At 70.1% G+C, this 22,212-nt stretch carries 17 protein-coding genes, 1 tRNA gene and 1 pseudogene; 13 read left to right on the top strand and 6 right to left on the bottom strand.

Annotation, left to right across the window (positions count from 1 at the left end):
* Positions 1–97: 97 nt before the first annotated feature.
* The 3 genes from GGG17_RS02210 to GGG17_RS02200 all read right to left on the bottom strand — a co-directional run bounded on the left by GGG17_RS02210 (position 98) and on the right by GGG17_RS02200 (position 4,162).
* Positions 98–3,106 carry a DEAD/DEAH box helicase gene (locus GGG17_RS02210; protein WP_230082607.1) on the bottom strand — a complete coding sequence of 1,003 codons (3,009 nt, stop codon included), beginning with the start codon at positions 3,104–3,106 and terminating at the stop codon, positions 98–100.
* Positions 3,010–3,603 (bottom strand): VOC family protein, encoded by a 594-nt coding sequence (locus GGG17_RS16145; protein ID WP_230082603.1) that lies wholly within the window; start codon positions 3,601–3,603, stop codon positions 3,010–3,012. Before GGG17_RS16145 ends, GGG17_RS02210 begins: the two co-directional genes overlap by 97 nt.
* 61 nt (positions 3,604–3,664) lie before the next feature.
* Positions 3,665–4,162, bottom strand: coding sequence for a lamin tail domain-containing protein (locus tag GGG17_RS02200; RefSeq protein ID WP_154592165.1), 498 nt, complete (start codon positions 4,160–4,162; stop codon positions 3,665–3,667).
* 295 nt (positions 4,163–4,457) lie between these two features.
* On the opposite strand from GGG17_RS02200, the gene GGG17_RS16140 reads away from it, so the two are divergent.
* Genes GGG17_RS16140 through GGG17_RS02185 form a run of 3 tightly spaced genes read left to right on the top strand, consistent with a single transcriptional unit; the run spans position 4,458 to position 7,425 of the window.
* Positions 4,458–5,414, top strand: a complete 957-nt coding sequence (locus GGG17_RS16140; protein ID WP_154592164.1) for a cyclase family protein — start codon at positions 4,458–4,460, stop codon at positions 5,412–5,414.
* Positions 5,411–6,694 (top strand): hydroxyacid-oxoacid transhydrogenase, encoded by a 1,284-nt coding sequence (locus tag GGG17_RS02190; protein ID WP_311966365.1) that lies wholly within the window; start codon positions 5,411–5,413, stop codon positions 6,692–6,694. The genes GGG17_RS16140 and GGG17_RS02190 overlap by 4 nt, the downstream gene beginning before the upstream one ends.
* A 50-nt stretch (positions 6,695–6,744) precedes the next feature.
* Positions 6,745–7,425, top strand: coding sequence for a nucleoside/nucleotide kinase family protein (locus GGG17_RS02185; protein ID WP_154592162.1), 681 nt, complete (start codon positions 6,745–6,747; stop codon positions 7,423–7,425).
* A 67-nt stretch (positions 7,426–7,492) separates the two neighbouring features.
* Here GGG17_RS02185 and GGG17_RS02180 read toward each other — a convergent pair whose 3' ends face one another.
* Complete coding sequence (locus GGG17_RS02180) at positions 7,493–7,882, bottom strand: winged helix-turn-helix transcriptional regulator (RefSeq protein WP_311966364.1); 390 nt, start codon at positions 7,880–7,882, stop codon at positions 7,493–7,495.
* 98 nt (positions 7,883–7,980) lie between these two features.
* Between GGG17_RS02180 and GGG17_RS02175 the strand changes: the two genes are divergently transcribed.
* Entirely contained in the window at positions 7,981–8,583 is a 603-nt protein-coding gene (locus tag GGG17_RS02175; RefSeq protein ID WP_154592161.1) for an NAD(P)-dependent oxidoreductase, read from the top strand.
* A 304-nt stretch (positions 8,584–8,887) separates the two neighbouring features.
* Here GGG17_RS02175 and GGG17_RS02170 read toward each other — a convergent pair whose 3' ends face one another.
* A complete protein-coding gene (locus GGG17_RS02170; protein ID WP_154592160.1) occupies positions 8,888–9,931 on the bottom strand; it encodes a LacI family DNA-binding transcriptional regulator in 1,044 nt (347 codons plus the stop codon).
* A 438-nt stretch (positions 9,932–10,369) separates the two neighbouring features.
* On the opposite strand from GGG17_RS02170, the gene GGG17_RS02165 reads away from it, so the two are divergent.
* From GGG17_RS02165 to GGG17_RS16785, 3 genes and pseudogenes are all read left to right on the top strand, one after another.
* Positions 10,370–13,435 (top strand): glycoside hydrolase family 2 TIM barrel-domain containing protein, encoded by a 3,066-nt coding sequence (locus GGG17_RS02165; RefSeq protein WP_154592159.1) that lies wholly within the window; start codon positions 10,370–10,372, stop codon positions 13,433–13,435.
* A gap of 24 nt (positions 13,436–13,459) precedes the next feature.
* On the top strand, positions 13,460–14,854 hold the full coding sequence (locus GGG17_RS02160; protein ID WP_154592158.1) for an MFS transporter: 1,395 nt from the start codon (positions 13,460–13,462) through the stop codon (positions 14,852–14,854).
* Positions 14,855–14,881: 27 nt separating this feature from the next.
* A pseudogene (locus GGG17_RS16785) lies at positions 14,882–15,076 on the top strand (hypothetical protein); the annotation flags it as partial.
* A gap of 173 nt (positions 15,077–15,249) precedes the next feature.
* Here the strand turns inward: GGG17_RS16785 and GGG17_RS02150 are convergent.
* A tRNA-Leu gene (locus GGG17_RS02150) sits at positions 15,250–15,335 on the bottom strand.
* A gap of 173 nt (positions 15,336–15,508) precedes the next feature.
* Here GGG17_RS02150 and GGG17_RS02145 point away from each other — a divergent pair.
* The 6 genes from GGG17_RS02145 to GGG17_RS02120 form a co-directional block, all read left to right on the top strand.
* The gene (locus GGG17_RS02145; protein ID WP_311966363.1) at positions 15,509–16,528 is read left to right on the top strand and encodes an FHA domain-containing protein; all 1,020 of its coding nucleotides are present in this window, start codon (positions 15,509–15,511) and stop codon (positions 16,526–16,528) included.
* A 1-nt stretch (position 16,529) separates the two neighbouring features.
* The gene (locus GGG17_RS02140) at positions 16,530–16,982 is read left to right on the top strand and encodes an FHA domain-containing protein FhaB/FipA (RefSeq protein ID WP_029210870.1); all 453 of its coding nucleotides are present in this window, start codon (positions 16,530–16,532) and stop codon (positions 16,980–16,982) included.
* A gap of 3 nt (positions 16,983–16,985) precedes the next feature.
* Positions 16,986–18,377 (top strand): Stp1/IreP family PP2C-type Ser/Thr phosphatase, encoded by a 1,392-nt coding sequence (locus GGG17_RS02135; protein ID WP_154592157.1) that lies wholly within the window; start codon positions 16,986–16,988, stop codon positions 18,375–18,377.
* The gene (locus GGG17_RS02130; RefSeq protein WP_311966362.1) at positions 18,374–19,744 is read left to right on the top strand and encodes an FtsW/RodA/SpoVE family cell cycle protein; all 1,371 of its coding nucleotides are present in this window, start codon (positions 18,374–18,376) and stop codon (positions 19,742–19,744) included. The genes GGG17_RS02135 and GGG17_RS02130 overlap by 4 nt, the downstream gene beginning before the upstream one ends.
* Positions 19,741–21,210, top strand: a complete 1,470-nt coding sequence (locus GGG17_RS02125; RefSeq protein ID WP_154592156.1) for a peptidoglycan D,D-transpeptidase FtsI family protein — start codon at positions 19,741–19,743, stop codon at positions 21,208–21,210. Before GGG17_RS02130 ends, GGG17_RS02125 begins: the two co-directional genes overlap by 4 nt.
* A partial coding sequence (locus tag GGG17_RS02120) for a protein kinase domain-containing protein (RefSeq protein ID WP_375804495.1) occupies positions 21,207–22,212 on the top strand: 1,006 nt, incomplete at its 3' end. The genes GGG17_RS02125 and GGG17_RS02120, both read left to right, overlap by 4 nt.

The raw sequence follows: 22,212 nt of genomic DNA, 5'->3' as shown, positions 1-22,212 counted from the left end.
TGGTCGCTCACGACCGTGACGACGGGACGTTGGTGGACGTGCCGTCGTTCGGTCGGGCGGTGCGGCTGGTGTGGCTCAGTGACGAGCGAGCAAGGACCTATCCGGCCGCGCTGGCAGCGGTGAACGTGTCAGTGGGCATCGGGTGGTCAAGGCGCATCGTGATCCGGATCGGGCGCTCTCCCTCGTGATTCACGTAGCGCGCCGGCCCCAGGAAGACATAGGGAGCGGCTCCGAGCTCCCCGGCCTTCCTCTCTCGCGCGTAGAGGAAGAGTTGCGAGCCTGCCGCCTCGTGACCGAGGTAGCGCCGCCCGGTGGGCGACTCCACGGTCGTGTTCGACTGCGACTCCCAGTGAAACAGCGTGGGGCTCAACGCGTAGTCCTGGTACATCGTCGTCGGGGAGTAGTCCTTCTCCGCCTTGTGAAGCGTCACCATCAGGTTGTCGATGCGGCGCTCAGCGGCATACGCGACGCCCTGCATGACTGATCGTGGCGTGCGGCTCAAGGTTGCGTAATCCGTTGCCGCCAAAAGCTCTTCGCGCGAGTAGCGGGCGTGGACGCGCAGAGGGCACCAGGCGAGGTCGTCCCCGAGCCGATGCGTCATCTGGGCAGCGTGGTCGAAGGCCCACACGATGACCTGCTCGAGCTCTTCTCGCACCGCGTCCTCGCGCGCGAGGGCGTCAAAACCGGCCTGGTAGCTGGCAAACCCACCGCCGTTGGGCCACAACGAGAAGAAGAGCATCCGAGCGAACACCGCCCCACGCTCGCTCAGCCTGTCATAGGACACAGGCCCTGCGAGCAGCTCGCGGTACGCCTGTGCGCGGTCCGGGTCATCGACGTGCGCGAACGCCCTGGCCCGCGCGAGCAGCTCCTCCTCCCGGGGACCCCCGCCTGCCACGGGCTGATTCGATGCCCGCTGCAGCGCAGTCCAGTTGTGCCTCGAACCGCCATACACCGCCGCGAGGTCCGCTCCGCTCTCGTCCAGGAAGGTGCCGAGGTCTGCGGTCGGATGGGCACGCAGGTCTGCGACCAGGTGCCGCCACTGGAGTCGATTGAGCTGAGCACGTATGCCGCCCATCACCGTCTCCTGGGTCACCCGGTCGAGGTCGATCTGACAGCCCGAGGGCAGGAAGGGGAACCCGTCCTCCACGGCCTTCAGCAAGCCCTTCCGGGTCGCACCCGTGAGGGCGCGATACTTCGCGTCGAAGCGGTACTCCCGGTGCTGGTGTCCCACGAAGTCCAGGACGGTCAGGACCGCCTTGCCGCGCGTCCGCCGCAGGCCGCGCCCCAGCTGCTGGAGGAAGACCGTGGCGCTTTCGGTCGGCCGGAGGAAGAGCACGGTGTCGACCTCAGGGATGTCCACGCCCTCGTTGAAGAGGTCCACGGTGAAGATGACGTTGATGCGTCGGGCAATCAGATCGGTGACGGCGCGTTCCCGGGCCGCGGTGGCCGTCTGACCCGTAACGGCGACGGCTGCGATGCCCGCCCTGGAGAACGCGTCAGCCATGTACTCCGCGTGCCGCACCGACACACAGAAGCCGAGGCCCCGCATCGCGGCGAGGTCGAGCACCTTGGCGCGAAGCTCCCTCAGGATCAGCAGCACTCGGGCGTCGTTGCTGGTGTAGACGTTCTCCAGCTCGGCCAGGTCGTACTGGCCACGTTTCCAGCTCACCCCAGCGAGGTCTGTGTTGTCCGCGATCCCGAAGTAGTGGAAGGGCGTGAGTAGCTCGGCCTCCAGGGCGTGCCACAACCGCAGCTCCGTGGCCGCACGATCATCGAAGTGGCGCCGCACGTCGAAGCCGTCGGCACGTTCTGGCGTCGCGGTGAGCCCCAGGAGTTCCTGTGGCTTCAGGTGCGTCAGGACCCTGACGTATGACGAGGCCTCCGCGTGGTGGAACTCGTCCACGACCACGATGTCGAAGTGATCCGGGGCGATCCGCTCGATGCCGTAGCTCGTCAGCGACTGGATAGAGGCGAAGACGTGCTCCCAGCGCTCGGGCCGTTGGCCCGCGACATACAGCTCACCGAAGTTGCCATCCCCCAACACTTCTCGGTAGGTCCGCAGGGACTGGACCAGGATCTCCTGCCGGTGGGCGACGAAGAGCAGGCGGGGGCGCACCCCGTCAGCGGGGACAAGGCTCCGGTAGTCGAGCGCCGCCAGGACCGTCTTGCCGGTGCCGGTGGCCGCGACGACGAGATTGCGGTGACGGTCGTGGACCTCGCGAGAGGCCTGCAGGTCCTCCAGCATGCGCTGCTGATAGGCGTACGGCCGGACCTCCAACCCAGACAGCGTCAGCGTCACCCGCTCGCGCGACCCGCCACGGGCCTCTACGAGGGCATCGTCAAGACGGTCCGCGTCGCGCTCCGGGTCGTAGACCTCGAAGGTCGGGTCGTTCCAATAGGTCTCGAAGGTGGCTCGAAATTTCTCCATCAGGGCCGGGGTGGCCACCTGCGACAGACGAACGTTCCACTCGACCCCGTCGAGCAGAGCGGCGCGGGAGAGGTTGGACGATCCGACATACCCGGTGTGAAAGCCACTGTTGCGGTGGAACATCCAGGCGTTGGCGTGCAGCCGCGTGCGGAGGGTGTCGTAGTGGATGCGCACCTCGGCCCCGTACTCCTGGACGAGGCGATCCAACGCCTGACGCTCGGTGGCGCCGACGTAGGTCGTGGTGATGACCCGCAGGGGGACGCCGCGCTGGCGCGCCTCGGTGAGCGCCTCGTCGAGGAACCGCAGGCCGTGCCACTTCACGAACGCGCACAGCAGGTCGATGCGGTCCGCGGAGGCGACCTCAGCGCGGATCTCTGCACCGAGCGACGGCTCACCGGGTGCGTTGGTGAGGAGGTCGGCGTCGCTGAGAGGTGAGCTGGGTCGGACCCAGCGCCGGGGTTCGCCCAAATCCTGGCGTCGCGTAATGGCCCGCAGCTGGCGCGGTGGGTCTATGACCTGTCCGGCTGCATCATCGGCGGCGGTGAGAAGCGCGCTGACGAGTGAGACCTGCTCCTCGGGCTTCAGGCTGCCCAGGACCGGAAGCAGCCGCTGCCGGACGTGACGGGACAGGACGTTCGGGAGCTCTGCGGCATCGATCCCCGCGACGTCCGCCAACATTCCCGCATCCGCTGCCTGGGCGATGTCCTGCAGCACGTCGCCGGTGATGACGTGCTCATAGATGCCTTCAGACAGTCCCTCGGCCATGGCGTGAGCTTGCCATGTGGGACACCGCTAAGGGCACTCGAGGTGGGCCACTCGAGTGCCCCTCGGGGTGTCCCGTCTTTCGGCGCCGCACCTCTGTAGCAAGGTGGGATGCCACCACCACACACTCCGGAGTGGAATCGGCTCCCGTTGCACGCGACCTCGCCGAGAGGCCCGCACCCGGCGAGGAAGGCATTGCCCGGCGCGATCACGCACAACACGTTGCCCTTGGGGTCGACCAGCACGACGTGACGCTCCTCCGGGCGCTGACCGACGTCCAGGTGATCACCTCCGAGCCGTATGACGCGCCCCACGATCGTCCGCTGCTCCACCGCGTCGGCGCTGGTGAGGTGGAGGTGCAGCCGGTCGGGGGCGTCGGCGTCGAGGACCACCGCTGTCAGACGTGAGGACATGAGTCGGTGGTAGGCGCAGCCGGGACGCGGCGCCCACGCATTACGGCTCGCCTCGAGCAGGTCAGCAGCTGACGAACCCGGCGACGTTCTTCTTGTAGGTGCACACGTCAAGCCGGACGTTCTTGGGGGAGTGGAGGCTGGCCGTGTCGCCCGTGTTGTTCCACTTGTGGAAGCCCTGCTTCCAGTAGAACGCGGTGCCGCGGTTGGTGCCCACGCCGGTGTAGACCGTGACCGTCGTGCGCGCCCCGATCACCGACCCCCGCGGGAAGACGAACCGGTTCCCGTGGGTGTCACGGAACCAGTAGCCGGTGACGTTGATCGCCTTCGCGGAGGTGTTGCGCACCTGGAGGTACTCCCCGTTGACGTTCTTCTTGTCGTCCTTGACCTTGGTGCCACCCGCGTCGGCCTGGAACCTCGCCAGCTGCAGCGGCGGCGGGGGCGGCGCGGCTGCCGGAGCGGCCGAGGCAGCGGAGGCGGGGACGACAGAGACGGCCAGGGCCGCAGCCAGCACGGCAGAGGCGGAAACAGAGGCGGAGGCAGAGACAGAGGCAGCGGACATGCGGGGTGGGCCCTTCGGGTGGTTGGTGTCATCGCGAGGTCACGACGGGTTCATCCTGCGTGACGGGTCCACCCTCGTGCGCGCCAGGTGCCTCGATGACCTGAAAGATGGCCCGGAGTGACTAGCCCGGACGCTAGCCCACGCGCTGCCCCACGGCGCCAGCACGTCACGGGGTCGCGCGGCGGGCCCCGGCATAGGCGCCCTGATCCTGGGGTAGCGCAGTGCGGGCCGACGGGGTCTACTGGTGCGGCGGGCCGCGACGAGGCGCCCCACCCCTCAGTGCAGGAGGACGACGATGACCGATGCACCCTCGATGAACGAGCTGCTCAAGGACGCCCCCACCAACTGGGGCAAGTGGGGTCCCGACGACGAGGTGGGCGCCCTCAACTACCTCACCCCGGGCGAGGTGATGCGCGGGATCGGCAGCGTCAGGACCGGCCGCGTCTTCACGCTGCAGCGCATGATCGGCGACCCCAAGGGCGACCCGGTCTGGCCCGGCCGCACCCCCGCGGTGCGCACCCAGATCCTCGACGAGTCCAACTGGTACGACGGCGCGGGCGGCCCCGAGTACCCCGGCGGACTGCACTACGCCGACGACAAGCTCGACGCCTTCCTGCAGGGATCGACGCAGTATGACGCCCTCGGCCACCTCTGGTACGACGGCAAGATCTGGAACGGCTACGACGCCGACACCACCGTCGGCGGGCTCGACAAGGCGTCGATCATGCCGATCGCGGAGCGGGGCGTGGCCGGCCGGGGCATCCTGCTCGACATCGCGCGGTGGCGTGGCAAGGAGGCCCTGGACCCGGCCGAGACGTTCACCCACGAGGACCTCGTCGCGTGCGCGGAGGCGCAGGGCACCCCGATCGAGAAGCACGACATCCTCGTGGTGCGCACCAACTACCTCAAGCACTTCTTCGACAAGGGTGACGCCTTCTACGACGACTTCTGCGAGCCGGGCCTGACCTACTCGCTCGAGCTCGCCCAATGGTTCCAGGACATGGAGATCCCCAACCTCGCGACCGACACCATCGCCAACGAGGTCACCTACGACCCGGGCTCGGGCGTCGCGCTCCCGCTTCACTGCGCGCTCATGCGCAACCTCGGCGTCGCCCTCACCGAGATCTGCGACCTCGAGGAGCTCGCCGCGGACTGCGCCGAGGACGGCCAGTTCACCTTCTTCTACGTCGCCGCGCCGCTCAAGGTCGCCAAGGCCGCGGGCACCCCCGTCAACCCGGTGGTGATCAAGTGAGCGAGCACGCGCACCAGGAGACCGTCTTCACGTATGGCGCCCCCCAGCTCAAGTTCGGGCTCGGCGCGTCGGAGGAGATCGGCTACGACCTGTCCCTCACGGGCGCCAAGCACGTCCTCGTCGTCACCGACCCCGGCATCGCCGCCACCGGCACCCCGCAGCGCGTTGCCGAGCAGATGGCCCGGTTCGACATACGGGCCGACGTCTTTGACCAGGTGCACGTGGAGCCGACCGATGCGAGCCTGCAGGAGGCCATCGACCACGCCCGCGCCCACGGCCCCTACGACGCCTACGTCGCGGTCGGGGGCGGGTCGAGCATCGACACCGCCAAGGCGATCAACCTGCTGATGACCAACCCCGGCGAGCTGATGGACTACGTCAACGTGCCCGTCGGCGAGGGCCGCGACCCCGTCAACCCGCTCAAACCGCTCGTGGCCGTGCCCACCACCACCGGCACGGGCGCCGAGAGCACCACCATCTGCGTGCTCGACGTGCTCGCGCAGAAGGTCAAGACGGGGATCAGCCACGCGCGGCTGCGCCCCACCCTCGCCGTCGTGGACCCGCGGCTGACCCTGACCCAGCCCGCGGGGGTCACCGCGAGCGCCGGCATGGACATCCTGTGCCACGCGCTCGAGAGCTGGACCGCCAAGCAGTATGCCGCCTACCCCCGCAAGCAGCCCGAGCAGCGCGTGCCGTACTGCGGCGCCAACCCGGTCTCGGACATGTGGTGCAGCCGCGCGCTGCAGCTGCTCTCGCACGCCTTCCGCCAGGCGGTGCACCACGGCGACGACGAGGACGCGCGCTATGACATGGCGCTCGCAGCGACCTTCGCGGGGATGGGCTTCGGCAACGCCGGGGTGCACCTGCCGCACGCCAATGCCTACCCGATCGCGGGGCAGGTCAAGGACTTCCACCCCGACGACTACGCGGGGGACGAGGCGATGGTGCCGCACGGCATGTCGGTGTCGCTGACGGCGCCGGAAGCCTTCCGGTTCACCTTCGACACCAACCCGGACCGGCACGTCGAGGCCGCCCGGATGCTCGACCCGGACGCCCCGATGACCGACGACCCGGCCGACCTGCTGCCGACCGTGCTGTCCCGCCTGATGCGCGACATCGCGCTGCCCAACGGGCTCGGCGCCGTCGGCTATAGCGACGCGGATGTTGACGACCTGGTCACCGGCACCATGAAGCAGCAGCGCCTGCTCAGCGCCTGCCCCAAGGAGGTGACCGAGGACGACGCCGCCCGGGTGTTCCGCGGGTCGTTCGAGATCTGGTGAGCCGGGTTGGGGGGCGGCCGGACTCGACCCCTCACCCGGGTGGTCCCCGTATGACGACCGCCACCCTCTCGCAGCTCGTCGAGACGCTCGTCGAGGGGCCTGGCGGGCCCGGCTCGGGCGAGCGCAGCCCGGGCGGGGGCCGGCGACTCGTCCTCGGAATCACGGGGGCGCCCGGCGCCGGCAAGACCACGCTGGCGCTGGCCCTCCTGGACGCGCTGCGCGCCCGGCACGGCGAGGGCTTCGCGGCGCACCTGCCGATGGACGGCTTCCACCTCGCCGACGCGCAGCTCGACCGGCTGGGCCTGCGCGAGCGCAAGGGAGCGCCCGAGACCTTCGACCGGGACGGGTACGCCGCCACCCTCGCCCGGGTCAGCACTGCCGACGAGGACGTCTACGTGCCCGGCTTCGAGCGCGAGCTGGAGCAGCCCCTCGCAGCGGCCCTGGTCGTGGAGGCGGCGGCGCGCGTCGTCGTCTCGGAGGGCAACTACCTCCTGCTGCCGGGGTGGGAGCAGGCGCGCGCCGCGTGTGACGAGGTGTGGTGGGTCGAGCTCGACGACGCGGTGCGCCGCGAGCGGCTGGTCGCCCGGCATACGGCCTTTGGCAAGCCGGCCGCAGCGGCACGGGCCTGGGTGGACGAGGTCGACGAGGTCAACGCCGAGCTGATCCGGGCGACCCGGTCGCGCGCGGACCGGGTGATCCGCGAGACCCCCGACGGCTGGGTCCTGTCCTGATCGTGAGGGTCTGGGCGAGGAGTGATGGTCCAGACCCTCACGATCTGGGGGACGTCGCCGCGAGCGGTCAGCCGCCGTCAGGCGCCGGCTCAGGGCCCAGGTCGTAGGACGAGCGCGCCTCCAGCACCTCGTCCGCATGCTGCTCCGCCCAGCCGCGCAGCGCGTCCAGCGGCTCGACGAGCGTCAGCCCCAGCGTGGTCAGCTCGTAGTCCACCCGCGGCGGCATCGTCGGCTGGGCGCGCCGGCTCACGAGGCCGTCCCGCTCCATGGAGCGCAGCGTCTGGGTGAGCACCTTGGCGGTGACGCCGCCCACCTGGTCCCGGACCTCGCCGAAGCGCGCAGGCCCCACCGCGAGCACCCCCACCACCAGCGGCGTCCACCGGTCGGTGAGGTGGCGGAGCACGGTGCGCGAGGGGCAGCCGGGGTCGAGGACGTCGAAGCGGGGCTGGGGGTCCACGACGAATCTGCTCCTGGGGGTAGTGGTTACCTTGAGGTACTTGGTTACCTATCCATACTATCGTTGGTCCAGGCAGCACATCATCACAGGAGGCAGACATGAAGATCACCGTCATCGGGGCCACCGGCATGGTCGGTCAGCGCGTCGTCGCGGAGGCACTCTCCCGCGGCCACGAGGTCGTCGCCGGATCGCGCCGCGGCACTCCCGTCGACGGGGCCGAGGCCCTGACCATCGACCTGTCCGACACCGACGTCGTCATCGCCCAGATGGCCGCCAGCGACGCGACCGTCATCGCGGTGCCCCCGGCACGAGACGGCGGCAGCCACGAGCCGACCCTCGCCGCGCACCGCGCGCTCATCGAGGCACGTCCCGTGGGTCGCCTCCTCGTCGTCGGCGGAGCCGGTGCGCTTCAGGTCGGGGACACCCAGCTGCGCAACACCCCGGGCTTCCCCGCGGAGTACAAGCCCGAGTCCGACACCTTCGCCGCCGTGCTCGACCTCTATCGCGCGGCCGAGGGGCTGGACTGGACGATGCTCGCCCCCGCGCCGGTCATCGCGCCCGGCGAGCGTACCGGGCGCTACACCGTCGAGCTCGACGTGCCCGCCGGCGACCAGGTCAGCGCCGAGGACTTCGCGGTGGCCCTCGTCGACGAGCTCGAGCGCCCCGCCCACCGCGGCGAGCGGTTCACCGTCGCGAGCTGACGGCGGCAGGGCCTGCTCCGGGCAGGTCGTCATACCGTCTCGCCGGACCGGGAGAGCCCAGAGACGCTCGTATGCCGAGCCGCCCTACCCGCCCGGACGGGGCGAACGCACGAGATCGGGGCTGCTGCTGGTGGCTATCACCAGGAGCAGCCCCGATCTCGTGAGGACCGGTCAGGCGGGGGCGGGGACGTTGGCCAGGGGGATCGGCTGGAACATCGGCGGCTCCTCGTCGGGCGTCAGCGCCGTCGGGTGGTCCGATATGCGATCACGCTGCTCGACACCGCAAATCCCGTCCGGCCGGTCATCACCGTCGTGCGGTGCTCGCGCGGACGATCAGGCGCGGTGGGACGACGATGGCCTGGGACACCGGGATGGCGCCTTGGGCAGATGGGGTGTCGAGGCGCTCAAGCAGGAGGGTGACCAGGTGCTCGCCGATGGCGCGGAAGTCCTGCCTCACGCTGGTCAGGGGAGGCCAGAGGCACTCCGCGCTGACGTCGTCGAAACCGACCAGGGCGACGTCTTCGGGGATTCGCAGCCCGGCTTCGTGCATGGCGCGCATGACACCGCTGGCCATCTCGTCGTTCGCGACGAAGACGGCCCGGACGCCGTCCTGCGCGGCTAGGTGCCGTCCCGCCTGGTATCCCGAGGCGGGGGTCCAGTCGCCATGGAGGGGTTCGGGGATCGGGCGACCGGCTGTCTGGAGAGCTCGTCGCCACCCCTGCTGCCGCTGCTGGGACTGGATCGAGTTCTCGGGGCCCGCGACCAGGTGGACCGTGTGGGCGCCGGTGCCGAGCAGGTGCTCGACGGCCAGCTGCGCGCCACCTGCCTGGTCGAGTCCGACGGTGGGCAGCGACAGGGTGCGGGAGTCGGTCACGACCACGGGCATGTTCGCGGGGAATCGCAGTTGGTCGATCTCGGCGGTCTCCAGACCGAGGACGACCAGGCCGGCGACTCCTTGGCGCGAACGCAGCATCGCGCGGTTGAGGTCGTCGGAGGAGCCGGTGGGAGCAACGGTCAGGGACACGTCGTAGCTGCGTTCGCGGGCCGTGGCGCAGACGGCTTCGATGATCTTGGCCTCGCCGGTGCGGCTGATGTGGTGCGCGACCAAACCGAGGCTGGTGGAGCGGCCGGCGCGCAGGACGCGTGCTGCCGCGTTGGGGGTGTACCCCAGGCGGGCCATGACCTCCAGCACACGGTCGCGCGTCTCGGGAAGGACGTTGTCGGCGCCGTTGGCCACCCGGGAGACGGTCTGCGCGGACACGCCGGCGAGGGACGCGACGTCCTTGGCGGTAGGGCGCCCGATCCATCCGACGCCGCCGCGGCGCCCGGTGCTGCTCAGCTGGGTCATGGGCGGGGTCCCTTCTGGTAAGTGGTGGCCGCGGAGGCGCGGCCGATGGCGGCGGTAGGACGCGGCAACGGTACCGTCACGGGCCCGTTCGACCGGGTGTCCGGCGAGATCACAGCAGCCGCTCGGCCGGGCTGCCAGGGGCGGCCCGGTGGATGACCGGCTCGGCGAGCCATCCCCGGGAGGCACCGGAAGCACTCCCATGTTTGCGCTATCACAACCGTTTCGCAACCCTTGACAACTGCCCACGGCGTGCGGATGCTTGACGAAATAACGTCTGTGGTAACGCAAACATAGGTATGGTTCGGTCGACGCTGACCCAGTCCGTCGTGGGTCCCTCCGGGGGCCGGGGGCGGTCCTGGCGGCGACCGCGGCCTCGAAAGTCCCCTCGTGGCTCACTGTCACGAGCTCGAGCACCCCAGCGGTTCAGGAGCACCAACGATGATGGTTCCGAAGCACCACGAGGATCTGAGCGTCCTGCACGAGAACACCCTGCCGGCGCGGTCCTACTACATCCCCGGGTCTGGTCCGTTGCCCGACGTGGTCAACGCCCGTCGCGACTCCGACCGGGTGCGCCTGCTCAACGGCACCTGGGCATTCAGCTGTCACGCCAGCGTGCGCGACCTCCCGGACGACTTCTGCTCGCCCGAGCGCGACCTGGGGGCTATGGACGCGGTACAGGTTCCCGGCACCTGGCAGGCCGCCGGCTACGACGCGCACCAGTACACGAACGTGCGCTACCCCATCCCGCTGGATCCGCCGTTCGTCCCCCAGGACAATCCGTGCGGGGTGTACACCCTGGACCTCGAGCACGAGCCCCGCTCCGGTACGCCACGCTCCTACCTGGTGTTCGAGGGCGTGGACTCGTGCTTCTACGTGTGGTTGAACGGCCGCTACGTGGGTTACAGCCAGGTGACGCACGCGACCAGCGAGTTTGACGTCACGGACGTGCTCCAGCCCGGCAGCAACCGACTCGTCGTGCTCGTCGTCAAGTGGTGCGACGGGACCTATCTGGAAGACCAGGACAAGTTCCGCACGAGCGGCATCATCCGCGACGTATACCTGCTCACGCGTCCTGAGTCGGTGCTCTTCGACTACTTCGTCACCACCACCCTGGGCATCGAGGACGCGTGCGTCCTGGTGCGCGGCACCTACCGGGGGGAGCCTGTGCCCACCCGCGTCACCCTGACCGCCGCGGACGGGACGATCGTCGCGACCGGCGACATGGGGCCGGGAGGAGACGAGCAGGGGTACACCCACCGGTGCGAGCTGCGGGTGGACCAGCCGCGGCTGTGGAACCCCGAGGCCCCCTACCTGTACACGCTGCAGGTGCAGACCCCCGGTGAGGTGATCACGGACCAGGTCGGGATCCGGGAGGTCGGGATCCAGGACGTGGTACTGCAGCTCAACGGCGCCCCGGTCACCATCCGTGGCGTCAACCGCCACGACTCCGACCCCGAGACCGGCCCGGTGGTCGACCTGGAACACATGCGACACGACCTGGCGCTCATGCGACAGCACAACATCAATGCCGTCCGCAGCTCGCACTACCCGAACGACCCCCGGTTCTACCAGCTGTGCGACCAGTACGGCTTCCTGGTCATGTCCGAGGCCGACAACGAGAGCCACGGCACCCAGACGCAGTTCCTGGCCGACGACTCCTGGGACAACGTCGTCGAGCACTGGAACGACCTCATCGCCGACAACCCGGACTGGACCGACGCCACGGTCGACCGCGTGCAGCTGTGCGTCCGGCGGGAGAAGAACCGGCCCAGCATCATCTCCTGGTCTGCCGGCAACGAGTGCGCCTACGGCTGCACCCTGGAGCAGGCGCTGCAGTGGATGAAGGGCTTCGACCCGACCCGCCTCACCCACTACGAGAGCTCCTACTACCGGGACTCCAAGCGGCGCTACGACTACTCCAACATCGACCTGTACAGCCGGATGTACCCCACCCAGGCCGAGATGAAGGACTACCTGGCGACCGACCCGGACAAGCCGCTGATCCTGGTGGAGTACTGCCACGCCATGGGCAACGGGCCTGGCGACCTCGAGGACTACTGGCAGCTGATCAACGACGACCCTCGCCTGTGCGGCGGGTTCGTGTGGGAGTGGTGCGACCATGCGGTCCTTGCGGGCCGAACCGCTGACGGGCGACCGCGGTACCTGTACGGCGGCGACTCCGGAGAGACGATTCACGACGGCAACTTCTGCGTCGACGGGCTGGTCTCGCCGGACCGGCGCCCCCATCCGGGGCTGCTGGAGCTGAAGAACGTCCAACGCCCCGCACGCGTCCTCGGCTACGACCACGACAACGGTTCCTTCACCGTACGCAACGACCTCGACTTCACCGACCTGGCCGCCCACGCCACCCTGTCCTGGCGACTCGTGTGCGACGGCGAGGTCGTCGACGCCCAGGACGGCATCGTCCTCGACGGCCCTGTGGCCCCCCACCAGGTCGTGCAGGTGTCGTGCCGACCCCCGGTCCCCGCGGCCGGACGATGCCACCTGCAGGTCCGCTACCACCTGCGCCACGACGACGGGATACGCCCGGCCGGTCATGAGCTCGGGATGGACGAGGTCGAGGTGCCCACCGCCGACCCCCGCAACCAGCGCGCCCTGGCCGAGAAGCCCGCGGCGAGGGGCGCCACCCCCACCGTGGCACGCACCGACCGCAGCATCGTCGTCGCCGGTGAGGGCTTCCGGTACGTCTTCGACCCGACCACCGGCCTGCCCCAGACGCTGCGCGTGAACGGCACGGACCTGCTCGAGCGGCCCGCCGAGATGAACATCTGGCGCGCTCCCACCGACAACGACCGACGCATCCGCCTGGAGTGGGAACGAGCCCATTACCACCAGGCACAGGCACGCGCCTACACGTGCGGCGTCACCACGACCCCCGACGGGGCCGTGATCATCGACGCCGACATGTCGATGGTGGCCCCCACCGTGCAGCCCATCCTGCGGATGAGCACTCGATGGACCATCCACGCCTGCGGCACCCTCAGGGTGCGCATGGACGTGCGCCGCGCGCCGGAGTTTCCCCCTCTGCCACGCCTGGGGCTGCGCTTCTTCCTGCCCGCCCAGGTCGACCAGGTCTGCTACATCGGGCTCGGCCCCGGGGAGAACTACCCCGACAAGCGTCGCGCCAGCTGGCACGGCCGGTTCGACAGCACCGTCGACACCCTTGGCACGCCCTATCTGCGCCCGCAGGAGAACGGCAGCCGCGGCGACTGCGACTGGCTGAGGCTGACCGGCGGCGACGCGTCCCTGACCGTGACCGGCGCCGCCCCGTTCTCCTTCAACGCCTCCACCACCACCCAGGAGGCGCTCCAGGCAGCACGGCACGACACCGAGGTCCAGCCCAGCGGATCCACCGTCCTGTGCCTGGACCACGCGATGGCCGGCATCGGGTCGAACAGCTGCGGCCCCGAGCTGCTGGAGCAGTACCGCGTCGACGCCGACACGTACCTCATCGACTTCACCCTCACCCCGGTCGCCCACTGACCCCCATCGCACAAGGACACGACCATGAGCACGGCATCCCCTGCGTCCCTGACGCACAAGAAATACCTGACCTGGGGCAACAAGATCGGCTACGGCTCCGGCGACGTCGCCGGCAACGTCGTCTACGCCCTCCTGTCGGCCTTCGTCATGATCTACCTGACCGACCAGGTCGGACTGAACGCCGGCGTCATCGGCACACTGATGATGGTCGCCCAGCTGTTCAACGGTGTCACCGACATCGGCTTCGGTGCCCTGCTGGACCGGACCCACACCCGCATGGGCAAGGCCCGACCCTGGATGCTGTGGCCCTACTTCGGCTGCGCGCTGACCCTGGTGGCCTGCTTCGCCATCCCCGACAGCCTCGGCGAGACCAGCCAGTACGTCTGGTTCTTCATCGCCTACACCCTGCTCAACAGCGTCTTCTTCACTGCCAACAACATCGCCTACTCCGCGCTGACAGCACTCATCACCAAGAACCCCGCCGAGCGTGTCCAGATGGGCTCGATCCGCTTCATGTTCGCCTTCACCACGAGCATGCTCATCCAGACCCTCACGGTCCAGGGCGTGCGCGCCCTCGGAGGCGGCGCGGACGGATGGCGCTGGATCGCCGTGATCTACGCCGTCATCGGCCTGGCGGTCAACACCCTGTCGGTGCTGTCGGTCAAGGAACTGCCCGCCACCGAGCTCGACGAAGGACGCGACGTCCAGGCCACCGAGACGTACACCTTCAAGGAAGGTGCCCGCCTGCTCCTGGCGAACAAGTTCTACCTGATCATCCTGGTCGTCTACCTGGTGCAGCAGATCTTCACCGCGACGCTGAACATGGGCATCTACTTCATGACCTACGTCCTCAACGACGCGACCCTTCTGGGCATGTTCGCGTGGGCCATCAACATCCCGATCATCCTCGGCCTGCTGTTCACCCCGGTCCTGGTCGCCAGGTTCGGACAGATGTACAAGGTCAACCTGTGGGGCTACATCATCGCCGTCATCGGCCGCATCGGCGTCGTGATCGGCGGCTATCTGGGCAACATCCCCGTCATGCTCGCCTTCTCTGCGATCGCCTCGTTCGGCATGAGCCCCCTGCAAGGCACCCTGAACGCCCTCATCGCCGAGGCCTCTGAGCACACGCTGCTGCGCACGGGCAAGCGCATCGACGGGATGATGTTCTCCTGCACCACCTTGGGTGTGAAGATCGGCGGAGGCATCGGGACCGCACTCGCCGGCTGGCTGCTCGCCGCCAGCGGCTACGTCGGCAAGGCCGCTACCCAGAGCACCTCGGCGATCAACATGCTCTACTTCATGTACTTGTGGATCCCCGCCATCGCCACCGCCATCATCCTGTTCTTCCTCAGTCGTCTCGACGTCGAGAAGGCCAACAACAAGATCCGCGCCAGGTTGAGCCCCGCCGCCAGCTGAGCTGACCCTGAGGGGTGGGTCCACCGACGGGAGAGCCCGGTGGTGTGCGGCCCGTCGGGGACCGGGAAGACGTTCCTGCTCGAAGCCCTCGGTCGGCAAGCCGCCGAGGAAAGGCTCAAGGTCGCCTGGTTCACCCTGGAAGACCTCGGCGTCCAAACCAGCGGCAGCTCCGTTCGCCCCACCCAAGCACTGGCCGGCCAAGGGGTGAGCCCCTTGGGCTGAGACCCCGGTCGTTGGTGGCCGCAGCCCCGTGGGCAGATCCCATGGCCACCACCGAGCAAGGACCTGGACGCGAGCGATTGGTGACCAACGGGCGCGTGGCGCGACGGGACAGCCGGGGCGAGTGACGCGGGCTAAGAGAACGGCCCCCGGACGGCGAGATCCGGGGGCCGATCTGGTGGGCAAGGGGGGACTTGAACCCCCACGTCCTTGCGGACACTGGCACCTGAAGCCAGCGCGTCTGCCATTCCGCCACTTGCCCGTGGCTGCGCGCGATCCGGGGACCACGTGCGACGCCCTATCTTGCCCTATGCCCGCGCCAGTCACCAAACCGAGACCCCGCGCCAGGGCAGCCTCCACCGGCCGGACAGACGCCGCCGTTACGATGCCAGACGAGTCCGCGTGTCGCCGTAGGTCGCAGAGGGAGGAGCGCCGGTGGGACTGTTCGACAATCTCGAGAGCAAGCTGTCGTCCATGGTCAACGGCGCCTTCGCCAAGGCGTTCAAGTCGAGCGTGCAGCCGGTGGAGATCGCGAGCGCGATCCGCACGGCGATGGACGACAAGGCGGCGGTGGTGGGCCAGGGGCGCACGATCGTGCCCAACCTCTACACGATCGCGCTCAGCCCGAGCGACTACGACCAGCTCAGCCAGTACTCCGAGAGCCTGACGGACGAGCTCGTCGCCGCCGCCGAGGACCACGCCGACAGCCAGCGGTACCGCCCGGCGGGGCCGCTGCGGGTGATCCTCAGCGAGGACGCCGAGCTCGAGACCGGCGTCTTCAAGCTGCGCCCGGCGAGTGCCAAGGACCCGTGGGCCGTCTCGGCCGAGCGGCGGCCCATGCGCCGACCCGCCCCCGGTCCTGACGAGAGCGGGTATGCCGACCGCCGCCGCGAGGACGCCGACCCGCGAGGCGGCGGGGCGCCGGCATACGGCCCGGGCTCGGCCGCCATCCCCGGGGACGTCTCCGGCGGCGTCGGTCAAGGCCTGGGCGGCGCGGCGGCAGGAGCGGGATCCGCGGCCGCAGCGAGCACCTACCGCCCGCTCGAGCGCGCCGACCCCTACGCCGCCGACGGCTACGACGACCGGCACGACGACCTGCAGGCCACCCGCCCGCAGCAGCCCGCCCGCCCCGCGCCGGAGCCTCGCCGCCCGGACCCGACCCGCCGGCCGTGGCTGGACATCGACGGTGACCGCTACCCGCTGCTGGGGGCGATCACGGTCATCGGGCGGGACGGGGTGGCCGACATCGTGCTCGATGACCCGGGCATCTCGCGGCAGCACGCCGAGATCCGTATCACTCACGACGGCCCGCACCTCGTCGGCTCGATCCGCGACCTCGGCAGCACCAACGGAACTTTCGTCGAGGGCCACCGGATCACGAGCCAACGCCTGTCCGACGGCGATCGGGTGACCGTGGGGCGGACGTCCTTCGCCTTCCGCCTGGGCCGGGGATGACATGAGCGAGCTGACCCTCACGATCATCCGGCTGGGCCTGCTGGTCGGGCTGTGGTTCTTCGTGTTCAGCCTGGCGGGCGTGCTGCGTCGCGACCTCTACGGCACGCGCGTCTCTCCCCGCGCCGGGCGTCGTCCGGCGGTGGCACCACGGCGCCGGTCCAACGAGCCGACCCGCATCGTGGTCACCGAGGGTGGTCTGCGCGGCACGACGATCAACCTCAAGGAGTCCGGCGTGCTCGTCGGCCGCAACCCGGAGTGCGCGCTGATCCTCGACGACGACTTCGCGAGCGGGCGCCACTGCCGCGTCTACCGCGACGACCAGGGGTGGAAGGTCGAGGACCTGCGCTCCACCAACGGCACCTATCTCGGCGAGGAGCGGCTCACCGACATCACGCCGGTCGGGGTCGGCAGCCAGCTGCGGATCGGTCGCACCGTCCTCGAGCTGAGGAAGTAGCCCATGCCCATGGCCGTGCGCTATGCCGCACGATCCCACGTCGGCCTGGTCCGGGACAGCAACCAGGACAGCGGGTATGCCGGCCCCCACCTGCTCGCCGTGGCCGACGGCATGGGGGGCCACGCGGGCGGTGACGTGGCGAGCTCCACGGCGATCGGCGCCATGGTGCACCTGGACGACGACACCCACGGGTCGCGGGCCCTGCAGCACCTCGAGGACGCCATCGCGAGCGCCAACGCCGAGCTGCACGACGTCGCGCAGGAGCAGCCCGAGCTGCACGGCATGGGCACCACCGTCACGGCGCTGCTGCGCACCGACAACAAGCTGGCGCTGGCGCACATCGGCGACTCGCGGGCCTACCTGCTGCGCGGGGAGGAGCTGACCCAGCTCACGCACGACCACACCTATGTCCAGACGCTGGTCGACGACGGGCGCATCTCGGCCGACGAGGCCGAGCACCACCCGCAGCGGTCGATGGTGACGCGCGTGCTGACCGGGCAGCCGGGCGACGAGCCCGACGTGTCCTGGCGCGAGCTGCGCCACGGCGACCGCTACCTCGTCTGCTCGGACGGGGTGAGCGGGTTCGTCGCGCACGACACCATCGCCGAGATCCTCGCCACCGTGCCCGACCCGGGCCGCGCCGCCGACCGGCTCGTCGACCTCGCCCTGCGCTCCGGAGGTCAGGACAACATCACCGCGATCGTCGCCGACGTCGTCCGCCTGTCCGACGGCGAGGGCCCGTCCACGCGCCCGCAGGTCGTGGGGGCCGCCGCCGCGCGGCAGATGCCCCGCGCCATCCCCGACACCCCCGCCGCCCGCGCCGCCGCCCTGACGCGCTCCGCGAGCGGCGCCACCGCCGAGCCGCAGGTCACCCTGGCCGAGGAGGGCGGCGTGTCGCGATGGTCGCGCCTCGCCAAGGTCGTCGCCTCCGTCGTCCTGACCCTGGTCGTGCTCGCCGGCCTCGCCTACGCCGGCTGGCGCTGGACCCAGCAGCAGTACTACGTGGGCACCCAGGACGACCGCGTCACCATCTATCGGGGCCTGGACCAGACGGTCGGCCCGGTCTCGCTGTCCAGCACGGCCGAGCGCACCGACATCCCGGTCGCGGACCTCCCCGACTTCTATCGCACCCGGGTGACCGACGGCGTCACGGCCGGCAGCCTGGAGGCCGCCCGGGCGGTGGTCGCCGACCTGCGGACCCAGGCAACGGCCTGCGCCGCGGCCAAGGCCCAGGGCCGTCCCTGCGGAGGGCCCGTCACCACGACCACGTCGCCCGGCGCCACGCCCACCCCCTCCACGCCCTCCACGGCGACGACGGCCCAGACCGCTCCCGCGTCCGCCGTCACGTCGCCCCGTGCGGCGACCAGCGCCTCCAGCCCGGCGGTGACCCCGTGACCACCGTCTCGTCATACCGCCCTCGGACCGGTCGCAACGTCGAGCTGCTGCTCACCCTGCTCGCCGTCGCGCTCGTGATGCTCGCCTATGCCAACGTCGGCCTGCAGACCCAGGGCCGCCTGCCCACCGACATGGTGACCAACGGTGCCGGCCTGCTCGTGATCGGCGTCGCCTTCCACCTCGCGCTGCGCTGGCGGGCGAGCTATGCCGACCCGCTGCTCCTGCCGATCGCGCTGCTGCTCAACGGGCTCGGGCTGGTGATGATCCACCGCATCGACCTCGAGGGCACCCAGGAGGGCGTCCTCGCACCGCGCCAGCTGCTGTGGAGCGCCGTGTCGGTGGTGGCGGCGATCGCGCTGCTGCTGTGGCTGCGCGACCATCGCCGGCTGCGGCGCTACACCTACACCTTCATGGCGGCGGGCGTGATCCTGCTGCTCCTGCCGCTGCTGCCCGTGATCGGCGACGCGCAGTACGGCTCCCGCATCTGGATCCGCATCGGGCCGTTCGGCCTGCAGCCCGGCGAGATCGCCAAGATCGTCCTCGCGATCTTCTTCGCCGGCTACCTCGTCCAGACGCGGGACGTGCTCTCGCTCATCGGCCGGCGGGTGCTCGGCTTCCCGCTGCCGCGCGCCCGCGACCTCGGGCCCATCCTCGTGGCGTGGGCGTTGAGCCTGTGCATCCTCGTCTTCGAGAAGGACCTCGGGTCCTCCCTGCTGTTCTTCGGCCTGTTCGTCGCCATGCTCTACGTCGCGACCGAGCGCGTGTCCTGGATCGCGCTCGGCCTGACGATGTTCTGCGGCGGCGCCTACGTCGCGTGGCTGCTGTTCAGCCACGTGCAGACGCGCGTCGACCTGTGGATGGATCCCTTCTACAAGGGGCTGTCGCAGGTGGGGATGGGCATCATGGGTATGGCGTCCGGCGGGCTCCTCGGCACCGGTCTCGGCCAGGGCCACCCCGAGATCACGCCGTTCGCCAAGTCCGACTACATCGTCGCGAGCCTCGCGGAGGAGCTCGGGCTCTTCGGGTTGTTCGCGATCCTCGCGCTCTACGCCATCCTCGTCGAGCGCGGCCTGCGCACCGCGATCGGTGTCCGGGACGGCTTCGGCAAACTGCTCGCGGCCGGCCTGGCGTTCGGGATGGCGCTGCAGGTCTTCGTCATCGTCGGGGGCCTCACCCGCGTCATCCCCTTGACCGGCCTGACGACGCCGTTCCTGTCGGCCGGTGGGTCCAGCCTGATCGCCAACTGGAGCATCATCGCGCTGCTCCTGCGCATCAGCGACCAGGCCCGACGACCCATCGACGACGGTGACGACCCCGACCAGCCGCTCGGCTCCGACGAGGCGACCCAGGTGGTGCGGACCCGATGAACCCGCCCATCCGCCGCCTCGCCGTCGTGGCCGCCATCCTGTTCTGCAGCCTGCTGATCTCGTCGACGTCGATCATGTTCTTCCAGGCCAAGGCCCTCGGCGACCGCAGCGACAATCGCCGCAGCGTCCTGGCGTCCTACGACCGCGAGCGCGGCCAGATCCTCCTCGGCGGCACCCCGATCGCCAGATCCGTGGCCACCGACGACGAGCTCAGGTGGGAGCGCACCTATCCCTCCGGACGTCTCTACAGCCACGTGACGGGCTACTACTCGTTCACCTACGGCGCCGGGGGCGGCATCGAGGGCGCCGAGGACGAGCTGCTCTCCGGCAGATCCGACAAGCTCTTCTACCGCCGGATCAGCGACCTGGTCAGCGGACGGCAGCCCGCGGGCGCCTCCGTCGAGCTCACCATCCGCCCCGAGGTGCAGCAGGCGGCCGAGAAGGCACTCGGCGACCAGCGCGGGGCCGTGGTCGCCCTCGACCCGCGCACCGGCGCGATCCTCGCCATGGTCAGCCACCCGACCTACGACCCGGCGGCGCTGTCCAGCCACCGCTTCTCCGCCGTCACCGACGCCTGGAAGTCCCTCAACGCCGACCGCTCCAAGCCCCTGGTCAACCGGTCCATCGGGGGCGACCTCTACCCGCCCGGCTCGGTCTTCAAGCTCGTGACCACGGCCGCGGCCCTGTCCTCCGGGCAGTATGACGTCACCTCCCGCATCCCCGCCCCGGCACAGCTCAAGCTGCCGCTGTCGTCCGTCCCCCTCACCAACTGGCAGAACGGCTCGTGCACGGGCTCTGACCAGATCACCCTCCAGAAGGCGCTGGAGACGTCGTGCAACTCAGCCTTCGGCGGCATCGGGATCCAGCTCGGGGGCGACGCCCTGGCCGACCAGGCCGCCAAGTTCGGCTTCGGCGACGAGCTGCGGGTGCCGATGCGGGTGACCCCGAGCAAGGTGCCGACGGGGATGGACAAGGCCCAGTCCGCGCAGGCCGCGATCGGGCAGTACGACGTCCGCGTCACCCCGCTGCAGGTCGCCATGGTGAGTGCCGCCATCGCCAACAAGGGCGTCGTCATGCGCCCGCACCTGATCGCCTCGGTGCGCGGCGACAACCTCAGCGTCCTCGACGAGACCAAGCCGGAGCAGCTGTCCAAGGCCGTCACCTCCGAGGTCGCCGACCAGGTCGCCCAGATGATGCGCGGCGTGGTCGAGGACGGGACCGGGTCCAACGCCCGGATCCCCGGTGTCGAGGTCGGCGGCAAGACCGGCACGGCGCAGCAGGGCAACGACAAGGCGCCGCACGCCTGGTTCACCGCCATCGCCCCGCTCACCGCGTCGGCCGACCAGCCCCAGGTGGCGGTCGCCGTGGTGGTCGAGGATGGTGGGTCCGCCGGGCGCGAGACGGGTGGCAACAAGGTCGCTGCCCCCATCGCCAAGGAGGTCATGGAGGCGGTGATCCGCAAGTGAGCAGGCTGATCGGCGGCCGCTACGAGCTCGGCGAGGAGATCGGCCGCGGCGGCATGGCCACCGTCCACGAGGCGCACGACGTCCGCCTCGGCCGCCGGGTCGCCATCAAGATGCTCCACGCCGGCCGGCTCGGCGACCGGACCTTCCAGGGACGCTTCCGCCGCGAGGCGCAGGCCGCCGCCAGCCTCAACCACCCGCACATCGTCGCGGTGTTCGACTCCGGCGAGGACATCGTCACCAACAGCGTCGGCCTGCAGGAGGTCATCCCTTACATCGTCATGGAGCGGGTCCAGGGGCACACCCTCAGCCAGCTCATGCACGACCGCGGCGCCTTCTCGGCCGACGAGGCCATGCGCATCGTCATGCGGGTGCTGTCCGCCCTCGGCTACTCCCACCAGCGCGGCATCGTGCACCGGGACGTCAAGCCCGGCAACGTCATGCTGACCGACGACGGCGACGTCAAGGTGATGGACTTCGGGATCGCCCGCGGGGGCGGGGAGTCGACCGCCACCATGACCCAGACCCAGGCCGTCATCGGCACCGCGCAATACCTCTCGCCCGAGCAGGCCCGCGGCCAGGACGTCGACGGCCGCTCCGACCTCTACTCGGCCGGGTGCCTGCTCTTCGAGCTGGTGACGGGGCGGCCGCCGTTCGTCGGCGACTCACCGCTCGCCATCGCCTACCAGCACGTCGGCGAGGATCCCTCGCTGCCGTCCAGCCACGAGCACAGCATCCCCCGCGCGCTCGACACGGTGATCATGCACGCGCTGGTCAAGGACCGGGACCGCCGCTACCAGACCGCCGACGAGTTCCGTGACGACCTCGAGGCGGCGCGCGTGGGACGCCCGCTCAGCCCGGCGGCGCAGGCGACGGCCGCCGCCCTGTTCGCCCCCACCGAGAGCATCGACCGGGCCGACGTGCTGGCGGGCCCCCCGGGCGGGGCGACGTCCGCGACGGCTGGCGGTGCCGGAGCTGCCGGCGCCGGCGGCGCGCTGGCCGGTG

This window comes from Arsenicicoccus cauae (assembly GCF_009707125.1).
Taxonomy (GTDB): domain Bacteria; phylum Actinomycetota; class Actinomycetes; order Actinomycetales; family Dermatophilaceae; genus Arsenicicoccus; species Arsenicicoccus cauae.
This window is presented reverse-complemented; position numbering and strand designations above follow the sequence as displayed.